The sequence below is a fragment of the Streptosporangium sp. NPDC048886 genome (assembly GCF_055586905.1).
On record NZ_JBVJHH010000017.1, the window covers coordinates 141,549 to 157,198 of the forward strand.

Genomic DNA, 15,650 nt, shown 5'->3' on the forward strand with positions numbered 1-15,650 from the left:
CACGCCTCTCACCTCCAGTCTTCCAGGATGATGCCCCATCCGCCCGCTCCTCATAAAGTAAGGCCATGCCTCGTTTCCGCGCGATCCTGGACACAATGCCCCCATACAAGGCGGGCAAGGCCGTAGTGTCAGCCGACGGCCGGTCCTACAAGCTGTCCTCGAACGAATCCCCCTACGAGCCGCTGCCCTCCGTGGTCGAGGCGGTCGCGAAGGCCGCGACCGAGATCCACCGCTATCCCGATCCCGCGGCGACCGGCCTGACCCACGCCCTCGCCGAGCGGTACGGCGTGCCGCCCGAGCACGTCGCGCTGGGCGCGGGCTCGGTGACGGTGGCCCAGCAGCTCTTCGAGACCGTGAGCGAGCCGGGTGCCGAGGTGATCTACGCCTGGCGGTCGTTCGAGGCATACCCGCTCCTGGCCGACCTGGCGGGGGCGACCTCGGTCCGGATCCCCCTCCAGGGTGAGACGCACCACCTGGAGGCCATGGCCGCGGCGGTCACCCCGCAGACGCGCATGATCTTCGTCTGCAACCCGAACAACCCCACCGGCACGGTCGTCCACGCCGCCGAACTGGAGGCGTTCCTCGACCGGGTGCCGGAGAACGTGCTCGTCGTCCTCGACGAGGCCTACCGGGAGTACGTCAGGGACGCCGACGTCACCGACGGCCTCACCGTCTACCGCGACCGGCCGAACGTGGCCGTGCTGCGGACGTTCTCCAAGGCGTACGGCCTGGCCGGGCTCCGGGTCGGCTACCTGATCGCCGGTGAGGCGGTGGCGACCGCCGTGCGGAAGACGACCGTGCCCTTCGCGGTCAACCACCTGGCCCAGGCCGCCGCCGTCGCCTCCCTGGCGGCCGAGGACGAGCTGCTGGAGCGGGTCGACACCGTGGTCAAGGAGCGCACCCGGGTCCGCGAGGCGCTGATCGCCCAGGGCTGGACGGTGCCGGTCTCCGAGGCCAACTTCGTCTGGCTCCGGCTGGGCGAGCGCACGACGGAGTTCGCCGAGGCCTGCGCGGCCGAGGGCGTCGCCGTGCGTCCCTTCGCCGGTGAGGGGGCCCGCGTCTCCATCGGCTCCGCCGAGGCCAACGACACCTTCCTGGCCGTCGCCGGGGCCTTCGAGAGGTCCTGACGCGATCCGAGAGGCTCTGACGCCCTCACCGGGGCCCTGACCCTGCTCCCGCCCCGGTGCGGCCGTCAGAGCCGTCTCCGGCCGTCCACGGCGGCCTTCCACCGTTCACGGTGGCCCTCCGCGCCCGGCGGCCCCGCCCCGAGGCGGGGGCCGGCGGGCCCGCGCCTCACACGGTCGCGGGCTCCCTCTCCTCGGCCGGGGCCTTCTTGCGGCGCTCGGTGGAGACCACCAGGGCCACACCGAGGACGATCACCAGGCCCGCGGCGAGCATCGAGCCCGTGACCGGCTCGCCCAGGACGAGCGCGCCGAGGGCGACCGCCACCACGGGGTTGACGTAGGCGTAGGTGGAGACCAGGGAGATCGGGGCGCTGCCCAGCAGCCACACGTAGGCGGTGAAGCCGACCAGGGAGCCCATCACGACCAGGTAGGCCAGCCCGGCCCAGGAACGCCCGGAGACGGCGCCGAGGTCGAGGTGCTCGCCCATGACCGTGCTGGTCAGCATCAGCCCGGCCCCGCCCGCGGCCATCTCGACCGCGCTCGCGGTGAAGGGGTTGGCGGGCATCGGGATCCGGGCGGACAGGAACGAGCCCACCGACCACGACACCGACGCCAGCAGGATGACCGCGATCCCGATGCCGTCCGACGCGCTGCTCCCGCCGGTCAGCGACAGCACCGCCACCCCGCCGAAACCGATGAGCACCCCGGCCAGCGTCAGCAGCCCGGGCCGGTCCCGGGCGACGATCCTGAAGATCACCAGCCAGAGCGGCACCGAGGCCACCAGCAGCGCCGCCAGCCCGCTGGAGATGTGCTGCTCGGCCACCGCGACCATGCCGTTGCCGGCGGTCAGCAGCAGCAGCCCGACCAGGGCCGCCCCGCCCAGCTCCTTCCAGGTCATCCGGAAGGCCGGCCGGCCCCGGAGCAGGAAGACCACGGCGCCGAGGACCAGCGCGGCCGTGGTGAAGCGCATGGCCCCGCTGAGCAGCGGCGGGATGGTCTCGATGACGATTTTGATCGCGAGGTAGGTGGACCCCCACACCACATAGACGATCGCCAGCGCTCCCCACATGAGGAGCGATCCGCGGCTGTCAGCAGTGTCATGACCCATAGCTCATGACAATATCGCCCGTGCCCGGAACGCGGCTCGCGGGGTTCACCCTTTGAGACGGGCCCGCGCACAGGCGGTCCGGGCCCGCGCGGACATGGTCCGGCCCGCGCGGACGTGGTCCGGGGCCGCGCCGCACAGGCGGGCGCGGCCCCGGACCACGGGACGGCCGGGCGGGTCAGCGGCTGCCGAGCTTCTCCACGATCAGGCGGTAGAGCTGGCGGGGGCGGCCCGGCTGCGGGGTGCGGTTCGGCGGAAGCGGCCACGCGAGTCCCTCGTCGACCAACGTGCGCAGCAGCCGCCGTGCCGTACGCGGCGTGACGCCGAGCATCTTGCCCGCGCTCTCCGCGTCCACCACCGTGTCCCCGCCCTCCAGCTTGGCCGCCAGCCGGGCCAGCACCTCCACGCCCTTCGGCTTCAGCGGCCCGCCGCCCTGCGGAGGCATCCGGGGCGCGGGGACCAGCGCCCGGCCCTCGCGGTCGACCGCGAAGCCCTGGGCCTGCTTGCCCGCCTGCGTGCGCGCCAGCGCCGCCCGCGCGTGGGACTCGGCGTCATGGGCGGTGCGGCCCATGCCGACCCCCACCTCCACGGCCAGGCCGAGCTCGTCCCGCACCCGTGCCGCGAACGGCAGCACCCGGAACCCCTCGGTGGCCGTGGCCACCGAGCCGCGGGTCGCGGTGACCATGTAGCTGTGGTCGTCGACCGAGGTCACCGACGCGTTGATCCGGTTCGCCTCCTGCACCAGCAGCCGGTGCAGGGACAGCCGTAACTCGTCGCGCCAGTAGCGCGGCGCGGCCCGGCGGACCGGCTCGCGGAGCGTCGGCACCTCCACCAGGATGACGGTGAGCTGCGACTCCTCCAGCCGGTGGTGGGCGCCGAGCAGGGCGGCCGTGTGCAGCGCCGTACGGACCGCCGCCGACGTCGGCCGGACCCTGACCACCGGGACCCCGGCCGTCTGCAGGCGGTCGGCGACGGCGGGCAGGCAGGTCAGCGCCCCGCTGGTGCTGCCCTGGCGGGCCAGGCGCTCGTGGAAGGCGGCGATCGTCCCGGTCGCCCCCGGCTCGTCGCGGCTGTGTACGTCACCGACCGGCAGGCTCAGGTCGGTGTAGGCCTCCTCGACGTCGGCCCGGCTCAGCACGTCGACGCTGACCCTGCGCGGGTCGATCCGTTCGTCCAGCGCGGCCCTGGCCAGGGCCGCGATCAGCGCGGCGCCGCCGAGCTGCACGTACGTCGCCGGCATCGTCAGCACGCCCGAACGCCTGGCCAGGTCATAGGGGACCGGGCTGGCGAACAGGCAGGCGTCCACGCCTGCCCCCAGGCGGGTGACTTTGTCGGCGGCTTCCTGCTCGTCCCGGTAGGCAGCGGCTACCAGGCGGCAGGGCAGGGGCGCCGCCGCGTGTCCCATCAACATCACTCGCTCGACGAGGTCATGGGGGCCCACCACACCGATAGTGAGGTCCGGTGTCATGGCACCCGGGCGTGACACTCGTGGAGTTTCTTCGGCCCGCTCGACCAATGTTCGTCCCATCCTGCTGTCCGTTTGTTTTCGGCTCTCTTTTGGAACGATCGCTTGCGGGGGCCGTAATGTCACGCCCGATTTGCCGTCAATTCCGGGACGTACCTCCCGGCTAAACCCCTAACTGTTACTGTTTACACAGGTCAGAGCGGTTTTTGAGTGACTGAAACCCGCTGATTATGAGGAAGAAATCTCTCGCCTCACATCTGCGCCCAGGGCCTGCATACGCTCGGCCAGATATGAGTGGCCGCGGTCGATGAGATAACCGGATTCGATCAGGGTCTCCCCTTCGGCGGCGAGACCGGCGAGAACCAGGGCGATTCCGGAACGCAGGTCGTGCGCGGTCACCTCGGTGCCGGTCAGCGGGGTCGCGCCGCGGACGACGGCGCTGTTCTCCTTGACCTCGATGTCGGCGCCCATCTTGTTCAGCTCGGTGGCCAGGGCGAACCGGCCGTCGAAGATGCGCTCGTGGATGTAGCTGGCGCCGTCGGCGAGGCAGGCGACCGTCATGATCGGCGACTGCAGGTCGGTGGCGAAGCCGGGATAGGTGTCGGTGATCACGTTGATCGGGCGCAGCGGGCGGTCCCGGCGCACGTGGAGCACCGCGCCGTGGTCGGCGAACTCCACCCCCATCTGCTCCAGCTTGTAGCGGACCACGCCGAGGTGGTCGAGGTCGGCGCCGACCAGGTTGACCTCGCCGCCGGTGATGGCCGCGGCCATGGCGAACACGCCCGCGTCGAGGCGGTCGGGCATCACGGTGTGCTCGACGGCCTGGAGCTCCTCCACGCCCTCCACCGTGATGAACCCGGTGCCGCCGCCGCTGATCCGCGCGCCCATCCGGGTCAGCATCTCGATCACGTCGAGGACCTCGGGCTCCAGCGCCGCGTTCTCGATCACGGTGGTGCCGCGCCCGAGGGCGGCCGCCATGATGAGGTTCTCGGTGCCGGTGTGCGAGGGGGTGTCCAGATACAGGGTGGCACCGGTGAAACCGGCCGCCTTGACGTGGATGACGGAGTCGCCCTCGTCCACGATCGCGCCCAGGCGCTTGTAGCCCAGGTAGTGGAAGTCGAGGTTGCGGCTGCCCAGGTTGCAGCCGCCCACGCCCTCGATGATCGCCTCGCCGAGGCGGTGCAGCAGGGCGGGGACGAACAGCACCGAGCCGCGGAAGCGGCGGGCGATCTCGGCGGGCAGCACCGGGCTGCTCAGCGTGGAGGCGTCGATCACCAGTGTGCGCTCGGCCTCGTGGAGCTCGACCTTGGCGCCGATCGCCTCGGCCAGCTCGACCGCCCGGCGCACGTCCTCGATGATCGGGACGTTGCGCAGCACCGTCCGGCCCTTGGCCGCCAGGAGCGCCGCACCGATCATGGGCAGTACGGCGTTCTTGGCACCCTGGATGAAGGCGGTTCCACGCAGTGGGGTGCCACCGCGCACGCGGTAACGGACCATGCGACATGCTCCTTGGGGAAAGGGGAAGCGGGGATTTGGCTGATGCGGAGGCCAGTGGCGGCAGCCGGGGGTTATCGGCCAACAGTAGCCGCTGGATGCCCCTGAACCGGCCACTTCGGGTGGCGACTACCCGCTGTGCCGCCGATCATTCGACCGCTCGCGAGCCTCCCCGTAATGGTCCCGCATCCGCCGCCCCCGCCTGGCCACGGGGGCGACCGGCCGGGCGTGCCGAGCCCCGCCCGCGCGGCCGGACGGCCGTCGGGCGGGACCGGCTCCCCGCCCGCGCGGCGGACACCGGGCCGCTCACGCGGCCCGGGTCCCCCTGCCGGCCGGGGTGAGCGGCGAGGCGGCCGACAGGAGGTTGTCGGCCCGTTGGTCGACGAACCGGGTGACGACCTGCTGGCCGTAGCCGAAGGCCATGGCCCAGACCAGGATGGCGGGCTGGGAGCCGAGGCCCGCGAAGCCGGGGACGAAACCGGAGTTCAGGATCAGCAGGCCCAGCACGGAGGTGGCCACTCCGGCGGGGGCCTTGAGCAGGTTCTGGACCACCGCCAGCGAGTAGCGCGTGGACAGCTCCGAGCGGGTGGAGAGCGAGGCCGCCGTGGCCAGCGCCGCGCCCAGCATGCCGATCAGGGCCACGAGGGGGACGTCGCCGTGACTGGGCCGCAGGGCGCCGGTCGGGCAGATCTGCGCGGGCATCAGCCCCTGGGCCTGGATCACCGCCTGGTTGCCGCACATCGGGATGACGTCCGGCCAGATCGCGCCGATGGCCACCACGCCCAGCACGATCAGGCTCAGCATGACCACCCCGCCGAGCAGCAGGTTGCGGAAGCTGCGGACCCGGCCGGTCTCCATCGCCTGCGCGGTGTAGGCGGCCCGCAGCACCGACTGCATCAGCGGCCTGTCGTCCTCCGCCAGATCCCCGGCGGCGAGCCTGGCCTGCAGCTGGACCAGCCGGGGGTCGTCGCCGGGCAGGTAGGCCCGGCCGATCGCCACGACCTCGGGCACCCGGCCGCACAGCTCCGCCGTCGGCAGCACGCCGTACAGCATCACGGTCGCGCTGTTGACGTTGGACCAGGCGCCCTCGATGGCCTGGCCGGTCAGCCAGCGCCGCAGGCCGTGCTTGCCGCGGGCGTAGGTCTCCGCGCGGGCCAGGTGAGTGCCGATGCCCTCGCCCACGGACACGAGCTGGCCCGCCTCCTCGCGCATGGTCAGGGCGCGCTCGGCGTCGGCCCGGATCTCCTCGCTGCGGGTGGCGACGTAGACCCGCCAGGTGCCCGGCCAGCGCAGCACGCCGGTGTCGCCGATCCGTTCGGGGACCGCTGACTGGTCGAGCGACATCTTTCCTCCGTGGGGGCGGAGCGGCCGGGGACGGGGCAGAACCTGCCCCCGGCTTATCGCGGCATGCCGATCAAGCGCTACGTCCTGCGATGTCCGTGCGGTGGTGCGAGCCGCGCATCCGGATGCGGCCGACGGCCTCGTAGGCCGCCGCGCGCGCCGCGGCCACGTCGGGGCCGGTGCCGACCACGCTGAGCACCCGCCCGCCGCTGGAGACGATCCGGTCGCCCTCGAACGCGGTGCCGGCGTGCAGCACGTAGGCGTTCTCGACGGTGTCGGACAGCCCCTCGATGACGTCGCCCTTGACGGGGTCGGCCGGGTAGTTCTCCGCCGCGACCACCACGGTCACCGCGGCGCCGTCGCGGTAGGACAGCGGTCCGAACCCGCCGAGCGTCCCGTCCGCGCAGGCCAGCAGCAGGCCCGCGAGCGGCGTCTCCAACCGGTCCAGCACGACCTGGGTCTCCGGGTCGCCGAACCGCGCGTTGAACTCGATCACCTTCGGCCCCTCCGCCGTGAGGGCCAGCCCCACGAAGAGCACCCCGGTGTACGGCGTGCCGCGCCTGGCCAGCTCGGTGACGGTCGGCAGGACGGTCTCGGCCATCACCCGCTCGGTGAGGTCGCCCGGGGCCCACGGCAGCGGCGTGTAGGCGCCCATGCCGCCGGTGTTGGGGCCCTTGTCCCCGTCGTAGGCGCGCTTGTGGTCCTGGGCGGGCTGGAGCGGCACGGCCGTGGTCCCGTCGCAGAGGGCGAACAGCGACACCTCGGGGCCGTCGAGGAACTCCTCGATGACGACCCGCCCGCACGACGCGGCGTGCCCGAGCGCCTCGTCGAGGTCGTCGGTGACCACCACGCCCTTGCCGGCCGCGAGGCCGTCGTCCTTGACCACGTACGGGGCGCCGAACTCGGCCAGGGCCGCGGCGGCCTCCTCGGGCGTGACGCACGTGCGGGACCGCGCGGTGGGCACGCCCGCCGCGACCATGACGTCCTTGGCGAACGCCTTGGAGCCCTCGATCCGGGCGGCCTCCTTGGAGGGACCGAAGCACGGGACGCCCGCCTGCCTGACCGCGTCGGCGACGCCGGCGACCAGCGGTGCCTCAGGGCCGATCACGACCAGGTCGGCCCCCAGCTCCCCGGCCAGCCGGGTGACCGCCGCGGGGTCGGTCGGGGTCACCGGATGCAGGGTCGCGACCTGTGCGATGCCGGCGTTGCCGGGGGCACAGTGAACCTCGGTGACCTGGGGATCTGCCGTCAGCGACCGGCACAGGGCATGCTCACGCCCGCCGGATCCAATCACAAGAACGCGCACTCGCGAGAGCCTATCGGCCCCCGGCCGGCCATCCATCCACAGGCTGTGGACAACGGGTCCCGTGTCGACGGGCCGCGTCGGCGGGGCCGCGCACACTCACGGCGCACGCTCACGGCGCGCTGTCGTGGCGTACGGCCGTGGCACCGTTCCCATAACACCGCGTCCGCCGGATCAGCCGTCGACGACGGCGGATGCGACCGTAAATCACGCGGGAATTTCATCAGGTTATGGATGATCGCTTGTTGCGGCCGGGAGTACGCTTAAGGGACGTGCCCAGATCTGTGCTAAGTTTGGGCGGCTTTGCCTGTCTCTTACTGATTGGAGGTGGTTGGGAATGTCCTCTGGCGATCCCAGCAGTACGTGCCCGCGCACGCGCTGTGTGCGCACTCTCGACCACTCCGGATCAGTGCCCGACCGGCTCCCACGCGCATTCCCGTTCGAACTGAGGTGACATCGCGTCGCGCGTGAACGGTGCCGAGTTGGGCGGGAAAGGTTTGCCATGCGCTCCTCGCTCCTTTTTCCCCGCATCAAGCACGCACGGGCCGTCCGCGCCCCGCACGCCCCCGCCGTCCCGGTCCGTGACCGGATGAACGGCGTCTGCGTCCCGCCGAGCGACTCACTCGTCGAATACGCCGCCTACGTCGACGGCAAGAAGATCGACGCCCTGGGCATCCCCGACGCCCTGGAGCTCGTCCGCGCGCGCAACGCGGCCGACGACAAGAGCAACGCCTTCGTCTGGGTCGGCCTGCATGAACCCGACGCCCCCGAGGTCGAGTGGCTGGCGGAGGTCTTCGCCCTGCACCCGCTCGCCGTCGAGGACGCCGTCAAGGCTCATCAGCGCCCCAAGGTCGAGCGCTACGGCGACTCGCTGTTCGTGGTCCTCAAGACCGTCGCCTACCTCGACCACGACGTGCTGACCGCCACCAGCGAGATCATCGGCACCGGCGAGATCATGGTGTTCGTCGGGCCCGACTTCGTGGTGACCGTACGGCACGGCAAGCACTGCCCGCTGTCGGAGGTGCGCGAGCGCCTGGAGGACAAGCCCAAGCTCCTCAACCGCGGCCCGACCGGCGTGCTGCACGCGATCGCCGACCACGTCGTGGACCGCTACCTCAACGTGGCCGACCTGATGCAGGCCGAGCTCGAAGACGTCGAGGCCATGGTCTTCGCCGACGTCAGCGCCCGTGACATCGGCCGGATCTACAACCTCAAGCGCGAGATGATCGAGATGAAGCGGTCCGTCACCCCGCTCCAGTCGCCGCTGTCGACGCTGGCCCAGCGCCGGATGATCCCCTCGGAGATGCGCGAATACTTCCGCGACGTCGTCGACCACCTGGCCCGGGTCTGCGAGCAGGTCGAGTCGTCCAACGAGCTGTGCAACTCCATCCTGCAGGCGGCGCTCGCCCGCTCCAACGCCCTCGCCAACGAGGACATGCGGAAGATCTCCTCGTGGGTCGCGATAATGGCCGTCCCCACGATGATCGCCGGGATCTACGGGATGAACTTCGAGCACATGCCCGAGCTCGACTCCGTCTTCGGCTACCCGATCGTGATCGGTGTGATGGTGGTCGCCTGCTCGCTGCTCTACCGGGGTTTCCGCCGCAACGGCTGGATGTGACCACGGCGGGCGCGGACGGGCCGGGCCCGCCCGGCCCGTGCCCTCCCCGCGCCCCGGCGCGGCCGTGCGACTGCCGGAGGGGCGGCGGCCCGGGCGGGGCCGCTACGCGCTCGCCCGGCGCATCGGGGTGGCGGGCGGAGGGACGCGCATGCCCCGCTCGGCCCACAGGGCGCGCATCCGGTCCGGATAGTCGGTGACGATCCCGGCCACCCCGAGGTCGAGCATCTCGGCGGCCCGGCCGGGCTCGTTGACGGTCCACACGACCAGGGGCAGCTCGGCCTTCTCGGCCCGGCGCGCGAGCTCCTCCTCCACCAGCACGTGGTCGGGGGACAGGGCGGTCCCCCCGGCCGCCACGGCGGCGGCCGGGATGTCGCCGTCGAAGTCCTCAAGCCGCAGGCCGTCGAGCCAGGCGCTGTCCATGGTGGCGCGCTCGATCAGGGCGTAACGCCGGGTCGCCGGGGCCAGGGAGCGGGCGACCCGGAGGATCCGCCAGTCGAAGCTGAGGATCGCCGCCCCGTCGAGCCGGTGGTGCCGGTCGAGCTCGGCGACCACCAGCTCGGTGAACTCCCGGGGGTCGGCGCTGAGCTCCGGCCTCGTGGGATCGGACTTCAGCTCCACGTGCATCCGGACGCCGTCGGCGCCGTAGGCGTCCACCAGGCCCAGCACGGCCCCGAGCGTCGGCATCCGGGTGTCCGGCACCGGCACCTGGGTGCCGACGAAACGGTCTTCGGGGTGGCGCGGCAGCCGTACGCCGCAGTCGAGGGTGCGCAGCTGGGCCAGGGTGAGCTCGCCGACCGGCCTGCCCACGTAGGGGAAGAGCGGATCGCCGTGGTGGGCCGGCCGGGTGTCGGCGCTGGTCACCGCCGACACCGTGAGGTCGTGGGTGAGCACCAGCCGGCGGTCGGCCGTCAGCGCGACGTCGAGCTCCAGCGCGTCGACGCCCAGCTCCAGGGCGTAGGCGAACCCGGGCAGCGTGTTCTCCGGGCGCAGTCCGCGGGCTCCGCGGTGACCATGAATCTCGACATGCACAGAGGGACCCTACCGACCTCGCGTGCCGATCTCTCGATATGGCTCGCGCCCGGCGGCCGCCGGGCGCGAACCTTACCGGGAGCAGACTAGATCATCGAGTGGAGCTGGAGTGTCTGGGTGCGGCCGGGGCCGACGCCGATGGCGGAGATCCGGGCGCCGCTCATCTCCTCCAGGGCCTTGACGTAGGACTGCGCGTTGGCGGGCAGGTCCTCGAAGGTCTTGGCGCCGGTGATGTCCTCCTGCCAGCCGGGGAACTCCTCGTACACCGGCTTGGCGTGGTGGAAGTCGGTCTGGGTCATCGGGATCTCGTCGTAGCGGACACCGTCGACCTCGTAGGCGACGCAGACTGGGATCCTCTCCAGACCGGACAGCACGTCGAGCTTGGTGAGGAAGAAGTCGGTGACGCCGTTGATCCGGCTGGCGTAGCGGGCGATCACCGCGTCGAACCAGCCGCAGCGGCGGTTGCGGCCGGTGGTCACGCCGTACTCGCCGCCGGTGGTGCGCAGCCACTCGCCCATCTCGTCGTCGAGCTCGGTCGGGAACGGGCCGGAGCCGACACGGGTGGTGTACGCCTTGAGGATGCCGATCACCCGGGTGAGCCGGGTCGGCGGGATGCCGGAGCCGGAGCAGGCGCCGCCGCTCGTCGGGGAGGAGGAGGTGACGAACGGGTAGGTGCCGTGGTCGATGTCGAGCAGGTTGCCCTGGCCGCCCTCCAGCAGCACGACCTTGTCCTCGTCGAGGGCCTTGTTCAGGATCAGCGTGGTGTCGGCGATGTGCGGCTTGAGGCGCTCGGCGTAGCCGAGGTATTCCTCCAGCACCATGCCGGCGTCGATCGCCCGGCGGTTGTAGATCTTGGTGAGGATCTGGTTCTTCTCGCCGAGGGCGACCTCGATCTTCTTCTGCAGGATGCCCGGGTCGAGCAGGTCCTGGACCCGCACGCCCATCCGGTAGATCTTGTCGCCGTAGGCGGGGCCGATGCCCCGGCCGGTGGTGCCGATCCTGGCCTTGCCGAGGTAGCGCTCGGTGACCTTGTCGAGGGCCTTGTGGTGGGGCATGATCAGGTGCGCGTTGGCCGAGATCAGCAGCCGCTCGGAGGAGACCCCGCGGGCCTGGAGCCCGTCGATCTCGCTCAGCAGCACGCCCGGGTCGATGACGACGCCGTTGCCGATCACCGGGATGACGTTCGGGGAGAGCACTCCCGTGGGCAGCAGGTGCAGCGCGTACTTCTGGTCGCCGATGACGACCGTGTGACCCGCGTTGTTTCCGCCCTGGTATCTGACGACGTAGTCGACCTTGTCGCCGAGCAGGTCGGTCGCCTTACCCTTGCCCTCATCGCCCCACTGGGCGCCCACGAGAACGACAGCCGGCATCGCTAATCTCCTACCGCAAAAACGAAAACCCCTGGCGCAATCGCGACAGGGGCTCTTGCGTGGAGAGAATACCCGACCGTGTCACATTTGGGGGATCTCCCACCCCTGGGCGGGAGATCCGGGGCTCAGCGTCCGAGCAGTTCCTCGGCCGCGTCGGCGCTGGAGTCCTTCAGGAACTGCAGGCAGCGTTCGGCCTCGTCCCGCTCGCCGATGGCCTGGGCGGCGCGGGCCAGGGCGTGCAGGCAGCGCAGGAAACCGCGGTTGGGCTCGTGATCCCAGGGGATCGGGCCGTGGCCCTTCCAGCCCGCCCGGCGCAGCTGGTCGAGGCCGCGGTGATAGCCGGTGCGGGCGAACGCGTAGGACGTCACGGCGTGCCCGCCGGCGAAATACTCGTCCGCGAGCGCGGCCCACGCGGCCGGGTAGGAGGGGAAACGCGCGGCGACATCTGATGCTTGGGCGCCGGATTGCAGCGCCTCTCGGGCCTCGGGCAGGTCCGGCAGCCGGGTGGGTGGCGGGCCGGCGATGAGGTTCTCGTGCGATTCCATAACGACAGTCCTACCCGTTACACCGGTGTCAGGCCAAGATCGGCCCCCGAAGACGCGCTCCGGGGACCGATGTGTCACCCCGGCGGACCCGCCGCCGGGGCTCCGAGAGTCGCGGCCCGGACGTCGTGAGCGTTCTCGACGCGTCGCGCGGTCCGGAGCCGGCGGTCCGGGACCCGGCGGTCCGGGGCGTCCGTGCCCAGGAGAGCCCGCCCGGGGCTTCCGTGCCTAGGAGAGCTTGGTGCCGGCGGACTTCAGGTGCCGGCACGCCTCGACGACGCGGGCCGCCATCGAGGTCTCGGCGGCCTTGCCGTACGAGCGCGGGTCGTAGGCCTTCTTGTTGCCGACGTCACCGTCCACCTTGAGCACGCCGTCGTAGTTCTTGAACATGTGGTCGGCGATCGGGCGGGTGAAGGCGTACTGCGTGTCGGTGTCGATGTTCATCTTGACCACGCCGTAGGAGATGGCCTCCTGGATCTCCTCCAGCAGCGAGCCGGAGCCGCCGTGGAAGACCAGGTCGAAGGGCTTGTCCTTGCCGTGCTTGGCGCCGACGGCCTCCTGGATGTCCTTCAGCACGCCCGGGCGGAGCTTGACGTGGCCCGGCTTGTAGACGCCGTGCACGTTGCCGAAGGTCGCGGCGAGCAGGTAGCGGCCCCGCTCCCCGAGGCCCAGCGCCTCGGCGGTCGCGAGGGCGTCTTCGGAGGTGGTGTAGAGCTTCTCGTTCATCTCGCCGACGACGCCGTCCTCCTCGCCGCCGACGACGCCGATCTCCGCCTCCATGATGATCCTGGCGCGGGCGCACTTGTCCAGGAGCTCCTTGGCGAGCTCCAGGTTCTCCTCCAGAGGTACGGCGGAGCCGTCCCACATGTGCGACTGGAACAGCGGGTCCTGGCCGCGCGCCACCCGCTCCAGGGAGATGTCGATCAGCGGGCGGACGAAACTGTCCAGCTTGTCCTTCGGGCAGTGGTCGGTGTGCAGCGCCACCGTCACGGGATATTTCGCCGCGACGACGCGGGCGTACTCCGCCAGAGCCGTCGCGCCGGTCACCATGTCCTTGACGGTGGTGCCGGACAGGAACTCGGCCCCGCCGGTCGACACCTGGATGATGCCGTCGCTCTCCGCCTCGGCGAAACCTCTCAGAGCGGCGTTGAGAGTCTGGGACGAGGTCACATTTATCGCCGGATAGGCGAACTCGTTCGCCTTGGCCCGGTCGAGCATCTCCGCGTAGACCTCTGGGGTTGCGATAGGCATCGGTGTCATCTCCCTCGAGACGGCTGTGAACAGCTGGCGCGGGACTTTGAGAGATAGCCCGTTGGCCAGTATTCCGGGTTCCTTCCCGGCCGGATAGCTCCGTCACCACTTCTGACTGTGCCGTATCTCGATCTGGGCCCTTTCCGCCGGTAGGCTTCACGCCGATGGACCTCCTGCACAACATCCTCGACCCCAAATGGTGGCTCGGCCTGCTCGGCCCGTTCGCCACCATCGGCGTCCTCGGGATCATCTTCGCCGAGACCGGGCTGCTGCTCGGCTTCTTCCTGCCGGGTGACTCCCTGCTCGTCGCGGCGGGCGTCTTCAGCACGCCCGAGGCGGCCGCGGCCATCGAGGGCCTCAAGCCGCTGTCGTTCCCGCTGCTGCTGGTCCTGGCCCCGGTCTGCGCCATCGCCGGAGCCCAGCTGGGCCACCACCTCGGCGCCACCTACGGCCGCAGGATGTTCGACCGGCCCGACTCCAAGCTCTTCAAGCAGGAATACGTCGACAAGGCCGAGCACTACTTCGAGAAGTTCGGCCCGTCCAAGGCCGTGGTCCTCGCCCGGTTCATCCCGATCGTCCGCACGTTCCTCAACCCGGTCGCCGGCATGCTCGGCATGGACCGCAAGCGGTTCTTCCTGTGGAACTGCGTCGGCGGCATCATCTGGACCGACGGCCTGCTGGTCTTCGGCCGCCTGGTCGGCTCGGCGGTGCCCGACATCGACAAATACATCCTGCCGGGCGCTCTGGTGATCATCCTGCTCTCGATCATCCCGATCGTCAGGGAGTTCATGAAGAACCGCAAGGACGGCGCCCCCGCCGTCCCGCTGCCGCAGGGCAAGCACCACCGCAGCACGCCGACCGGCCCGTCGAGGGGCGACGGTCAGCGATAACGGTCCGCGGAGGTCGGTCGTGAGACCTCCGCCTCAGCCGCTACCCTCCACTGTGTGGGACGCCACAGGTCTGATCCGATGGGCATCGCCCGCCTCGTCCTCATGGGCCTGGCGGTGCTGGCGCTGGTCGCCCTGATCGTGGTCGGCGTCCTGTCCCTGGTCGGCACGCTCGGCTCCGGCGCTGAGCCGGCCGCGCGGCCCACTCCGGCGGCCTCGCCCTCCGCCCCGCCCTCCGCCACCGCCGGGCAGACCCCCACGGTCCGCGTCCAGTGCCTGCGGGAGCACTGCCCCAAGGTCTTCCTCAGGGTCGCCGGGGGCGACGTGCTGATCGACCGGGAGATGGCCGCCGACGAGCAGGCCCAGTCCTTCGACGCCAAGGTCGACGTGGTGCTGACCGACTCCGCCTCCGTCCGCGTCGAGGTGAACGGCGCCGTCCGCCCCCCGGGCGAGGCCGGGGAGCGTCAGGAGTTCACCGTCTCCCGCGACTGACCTCTCGCCGGCGCTCAGGCCAGGCCCAGGTCCTGGAGGCTGTAGGCGGTCCGGTACGGCAGGCCGGCCTCGGCGATCGCGGAGGCCGCGCCCCGGTCCACGATCGTGGCCACGGCGACGACCTCGGCGCCGGCCTCGCGCAGCGCCTCCACGGCGGTCAGCGGGGACCCACCGGTGGTGGAGGTGTCCTCCACCGCCAGCACCCGCCGGCCCGTCACGTCCGGGCCCTCGATCCGGCGCTGCATCCCGTGCGCCTTCTGCGCCTTGCGCACCACGAACGCGTCGAGTGTCCGGCCCCGCGCCGCCGCCGCGTGCAGCATGGCGGTCGCCACCGGGTCGGCGCCCAGGGTGAGCCCGCCGACCGCGTCGTAGTCGAGGTCCTCGGTGAGATCCAGCATGACCCGGCCCACCAGGGGTGCGGCCTGCCCGTCGAGGGTCACCCGGCGCAGGTCCACGTAGAAGTCCGCCTCCTTGCCGGAAGACAGCACCACCTTGCCGTGCACGACGCCCTTGTCCTTGATCTGGGTCAGCAGGTTCTCGCGATCGCTCATGGCAACAAGATTAGGGCGGTTGCGGCAGCGCCCGGATCGTGCCCCCGCGGGTGCGGTCACCGTCGTCGCGCCCGG

At 71.3% G+C, this 15,650-nt stretch carries 14 protein-coding genes; 4 read left to right on the forward strand and 10 right to left on the reverse strand.

Annotation, left to right across the window (positions count from 1 at the left end; all coding sequences use genetic code 11):
* Window positions 1-65 precede the first annotated feature (65 nt).
* Window positions 66-1,127, forward strand: a complete 1,062-nt coding sequence (gene hisC / locus ACZ6R6_RS22430; RefSeq protein WP_470096145.1) for a histidinol-phosphate transaminase — start codon at window positions 66-68, stop codon at window positions 1,125-1,127.
* 166 nt (window positions 1,128-1,293) lie between these two features.
* On the opposite strand, the gene ACZ6R6_RS22435 is transcribed toward hisC, so the two are convergent.
* From ACZ6R6_RS22435 to purD, 5 genes are all read right to left on the reverse strand, one after another.
* The gene (locus tag ACZ6R6_RS22435; protein ID WP_470096147.1) at window positions 1,294-2,232 is read right to left on the reverse strand and encodes an EamA family transporter; all 939 of its coding nucleotides are present in this window, start codon (window positions 2,230-2,232) and stop codon (window positions 1,294-1,296) included.
* Window positions 2,233-2,407: 175 nt separating this feature from the next.
* Window positions 2,408-3,697 carry a GTP cyclohydrolase IIa gene (locus ACZ6R6_RS22440; RefSeq protein WP_470096149.1) on the reverse strand — a complete coding sequence of 430 codons (1,290 nt, stop codon included), beginning with the start codon at window positions 3,695-3,697 and terminating at the stop codon, window positions 2,408-2,410.
* A 225-nt stretch (window positions 3,698-3,922) separates the two neighbouring features.
* On the reverse strand, window positions 3,923-5,191 hold the full coding sequence (murA, locus tag ACZ6R6_RS22445) for a UDP-N-acetylglucosamine 1-carboxyvinyltransferase (protein ID WP_470096151.1): 1,269 nt from the start codon (window positions 5,189-5,191) through the stop codon (window positions 3,923-3,925).
* Window positions 5,192-5,494: 303 nt separating this feature from the next.
* The gene (locus ACZ6R6_RS22450; RefSeq protein WP_470096153.1) at window positions 5,495-6,532 is read right to left on the reverse strand and encodes a hypothetical protein; all 1,038 of its coding nucleotides are present in this window, start codon (window positions 6,530-6,532) and stop codon (window positions 5,495-5,497) included.
* A gap of 70 nt (window positions 6,533-6,602) precedes the next feature.
* Window positions 6,603-7,835 (reverse strand): phosphoribosylamine--glycine ligase, encoded by a 1,233-nt coding sequence (purD, locus tag ACZ6R6_RS22455; protein ID WP_470096155.1) that lies wholly within the window; start codon window positions 7,833-7,835, stop codon window positions 6,603-6,605.
* Between the two features lie 499 nt (window positions 7,836-8,334).
* Here purD and corA point away from each other — a divergent pair, with 499 nt between their 5' ends.
* On the forward strand, window positions 8,335-9,453 hold the full coding sequence (gene corA / locus ACZ6R6_RS22460; protein ID WP_470096157.1) for a magnesium/cobalt transporter CorA: 1,119 nt from the start codon (window positions 8,335-8,337) through the stop codon (window positions 9,451-9,453).
* 102 nt (window positions 9,454-9,555) lie between these two features.
* Here the strand turns inward: corA and ACZ6R6_RS22465 are convergent, their stop codons facing one another.
* The 4 genes from ACZ6R6_RS22465 to fbaA form a co-directional block, all read right to left on the reverse strand.
* Window positions 9,556-10,482 carry a glycerophosphodiester phosphodiesterase family protein gene (locus ACZ6R6_RS22465; protein WP_470096159.1) on the reverse strand — a complete coding sequence of 309 codons (927 nt, stop codon included), beginning with the start codon at window positions 10,480-10,482 and terminating at the stop codon, window positions 9,556-9,558.
* 86 nt (window positions 10,483-10,568) lie between these two features.
* A complete protein-coding gene (locus ACZ6R6_RS22470) occupies window positions 10,569-11,852 on the reverse strand; it encodes an adenylosuccinate synthase (RefSeq protein WP_470096161.1) in 1,284 nt (427 codons plus the stop codon).
* Between the two features lie 125 nt (window positions 11,853-11,977).
* A complete protein-coding gene (locus ACZ6R6_RS22475; protein ID WP_451929229.1) occupies window positions 11,978-12,397 on the reverse strand; it encodes a DUF3151 domain-containing protein in 420 nt (139 codons plus the stop codon).
* Between the two features lie 225 nt (window positions 12,398-12,622).
* Entirely contained in the window at window positions 12,623-13,645 is a 1,023-nt protein-coding gene (gene fbaA, locus ACZ6R6_RS22480) for a class II fructose-bisphosphate aldolase (protein WP_470096163.1), read from the reverse strand.
* Window positions 13,646-13,809: 164 nt separating this feature from the next.
* On the opposite strand from fbaA, the gene ACZ6R6_RS22485 reads away from it, so the two are divergent.
* Together ACZ6R6_RS22485 and ACZ6R6_RS22490 are read left to right on the forward strand one after the other, a co-directional pair.
* A complete protein-coding gene (locus ACZ6R6_RS22485; RefSeq protein WP_470096165.1) occupies window positions 13,810-14,535 on the forward strand; it encodes a DedA family protein in 726 nt (241 codons plus the stop codon).
* Between the two features lie 54 nt (window positions 14,536-14,589).
* On the forward strand, window positions 14,590-15,024 hold the full coding sequence (locus tag ACZ6R6_RS22490) for a hypothetical protein (protein WP_470096167.1): 435 nt from the start codon (window positions 14,590-14,592) through the stop codon (window positions 15,022-15,024).
* Between the two features lie 14 nt (window positions 15,025-15,038).
* Here ACZ6R6_RS22490 and pyrE read toward each other — a convergent pair whose 3' ends face one another.
* Window positions 15,039-15,575 (reverse strand): orotate phosphoribosyltransferase, encoded by a 537-nt coding sequence (gene pyrE, locus ACZ6R6_RS22495; protein ID WP_470096169.1) that lies wholly within the window; start codon window positions 15,573-15,575, stop codon window positions 15,039-15,041.
* Window positions 15,576-15,650: the final 75 nt, after the last annotated feature.

Bases quoted from the DNA above. Each gene is read 5' to 3' on its own strand.
- ACZ6R6_RS22485 (WP_470096165.1), top strand. From the start codon at position 13,810: ATGGACCTCCTGCACAACATCCTCGACCCCAAATGGTGGCTCGGCCTG.
- ACZ6R6_RS22475 (WP_451929229.1), bottom strand. From the start codon at position 12,397: ATGGAATCGCACGAGAACCTCATCGCCGGCCCGCCACCCACCCGGCTG.
- murA (WP_470096151.1), bottom strand. From the start codon at position 5,191: ATGGTCCGTTACCGCGTGCGCGGTGGCACCCCACTGCGTGGAACCGCC.
- pyrE (WP_470096169.1), bottom strand. From the start codon at position 15,575: ATGAGCGATCGCGAGAACCTGCTGACCCAGATCAAGGACAAGGGCGTC.
- ACZ6R6_RS22440 (WP_470096149.1), bottom strand. From the start codon at position 3,697: ATGACACCGGACCTCACTATCGGTGTGGTGGGCCCCCATGACCTCGTC.
- fbaA (WP_470096163.1), bottom strand. From the start codon at position 13,645: ATGCCTATCGCAACCCCAGAGGTCTACGCGGAGATGCTCGACCGGGCC.
- hisC (WP_470096145.1), top strand. From the start codon at position 66: ATGCCTCGTTTCCGCGCGATCCTGGACACAATGCCCCCATACAAGGCG.
- ACZ6R6_RS22435 (WP_470096147.1), bottom strand. From the start codon at position 2,232: ATGGGTCATGACACTGCTGACAGCCGCGGATCGCTCCTCATGTGGGGA.
- ACZ6R6_RS22470 (WP_470096161.1), bottom strand. From the start codon at position 11,852: ATGCCGGCTGTCGTTCTCGTGGGCGCCCAGTGGGGCGATGAGGGCAAG.
- corA (WP_470096157.1), top strand. From the start codon at position 8,335: ATGCGCTCCTCGCTCCTTTTTCCCCGCATCAAGCACGCACGGGCCGTC.
- ACZ6R6_RS22450 (WP_470096153.1), bottom strand. From the start codon at position 6,532: ATGTCGCTCGACCAGTCAGCGGTCCCCGAACGGATCGGCGACACCGGC.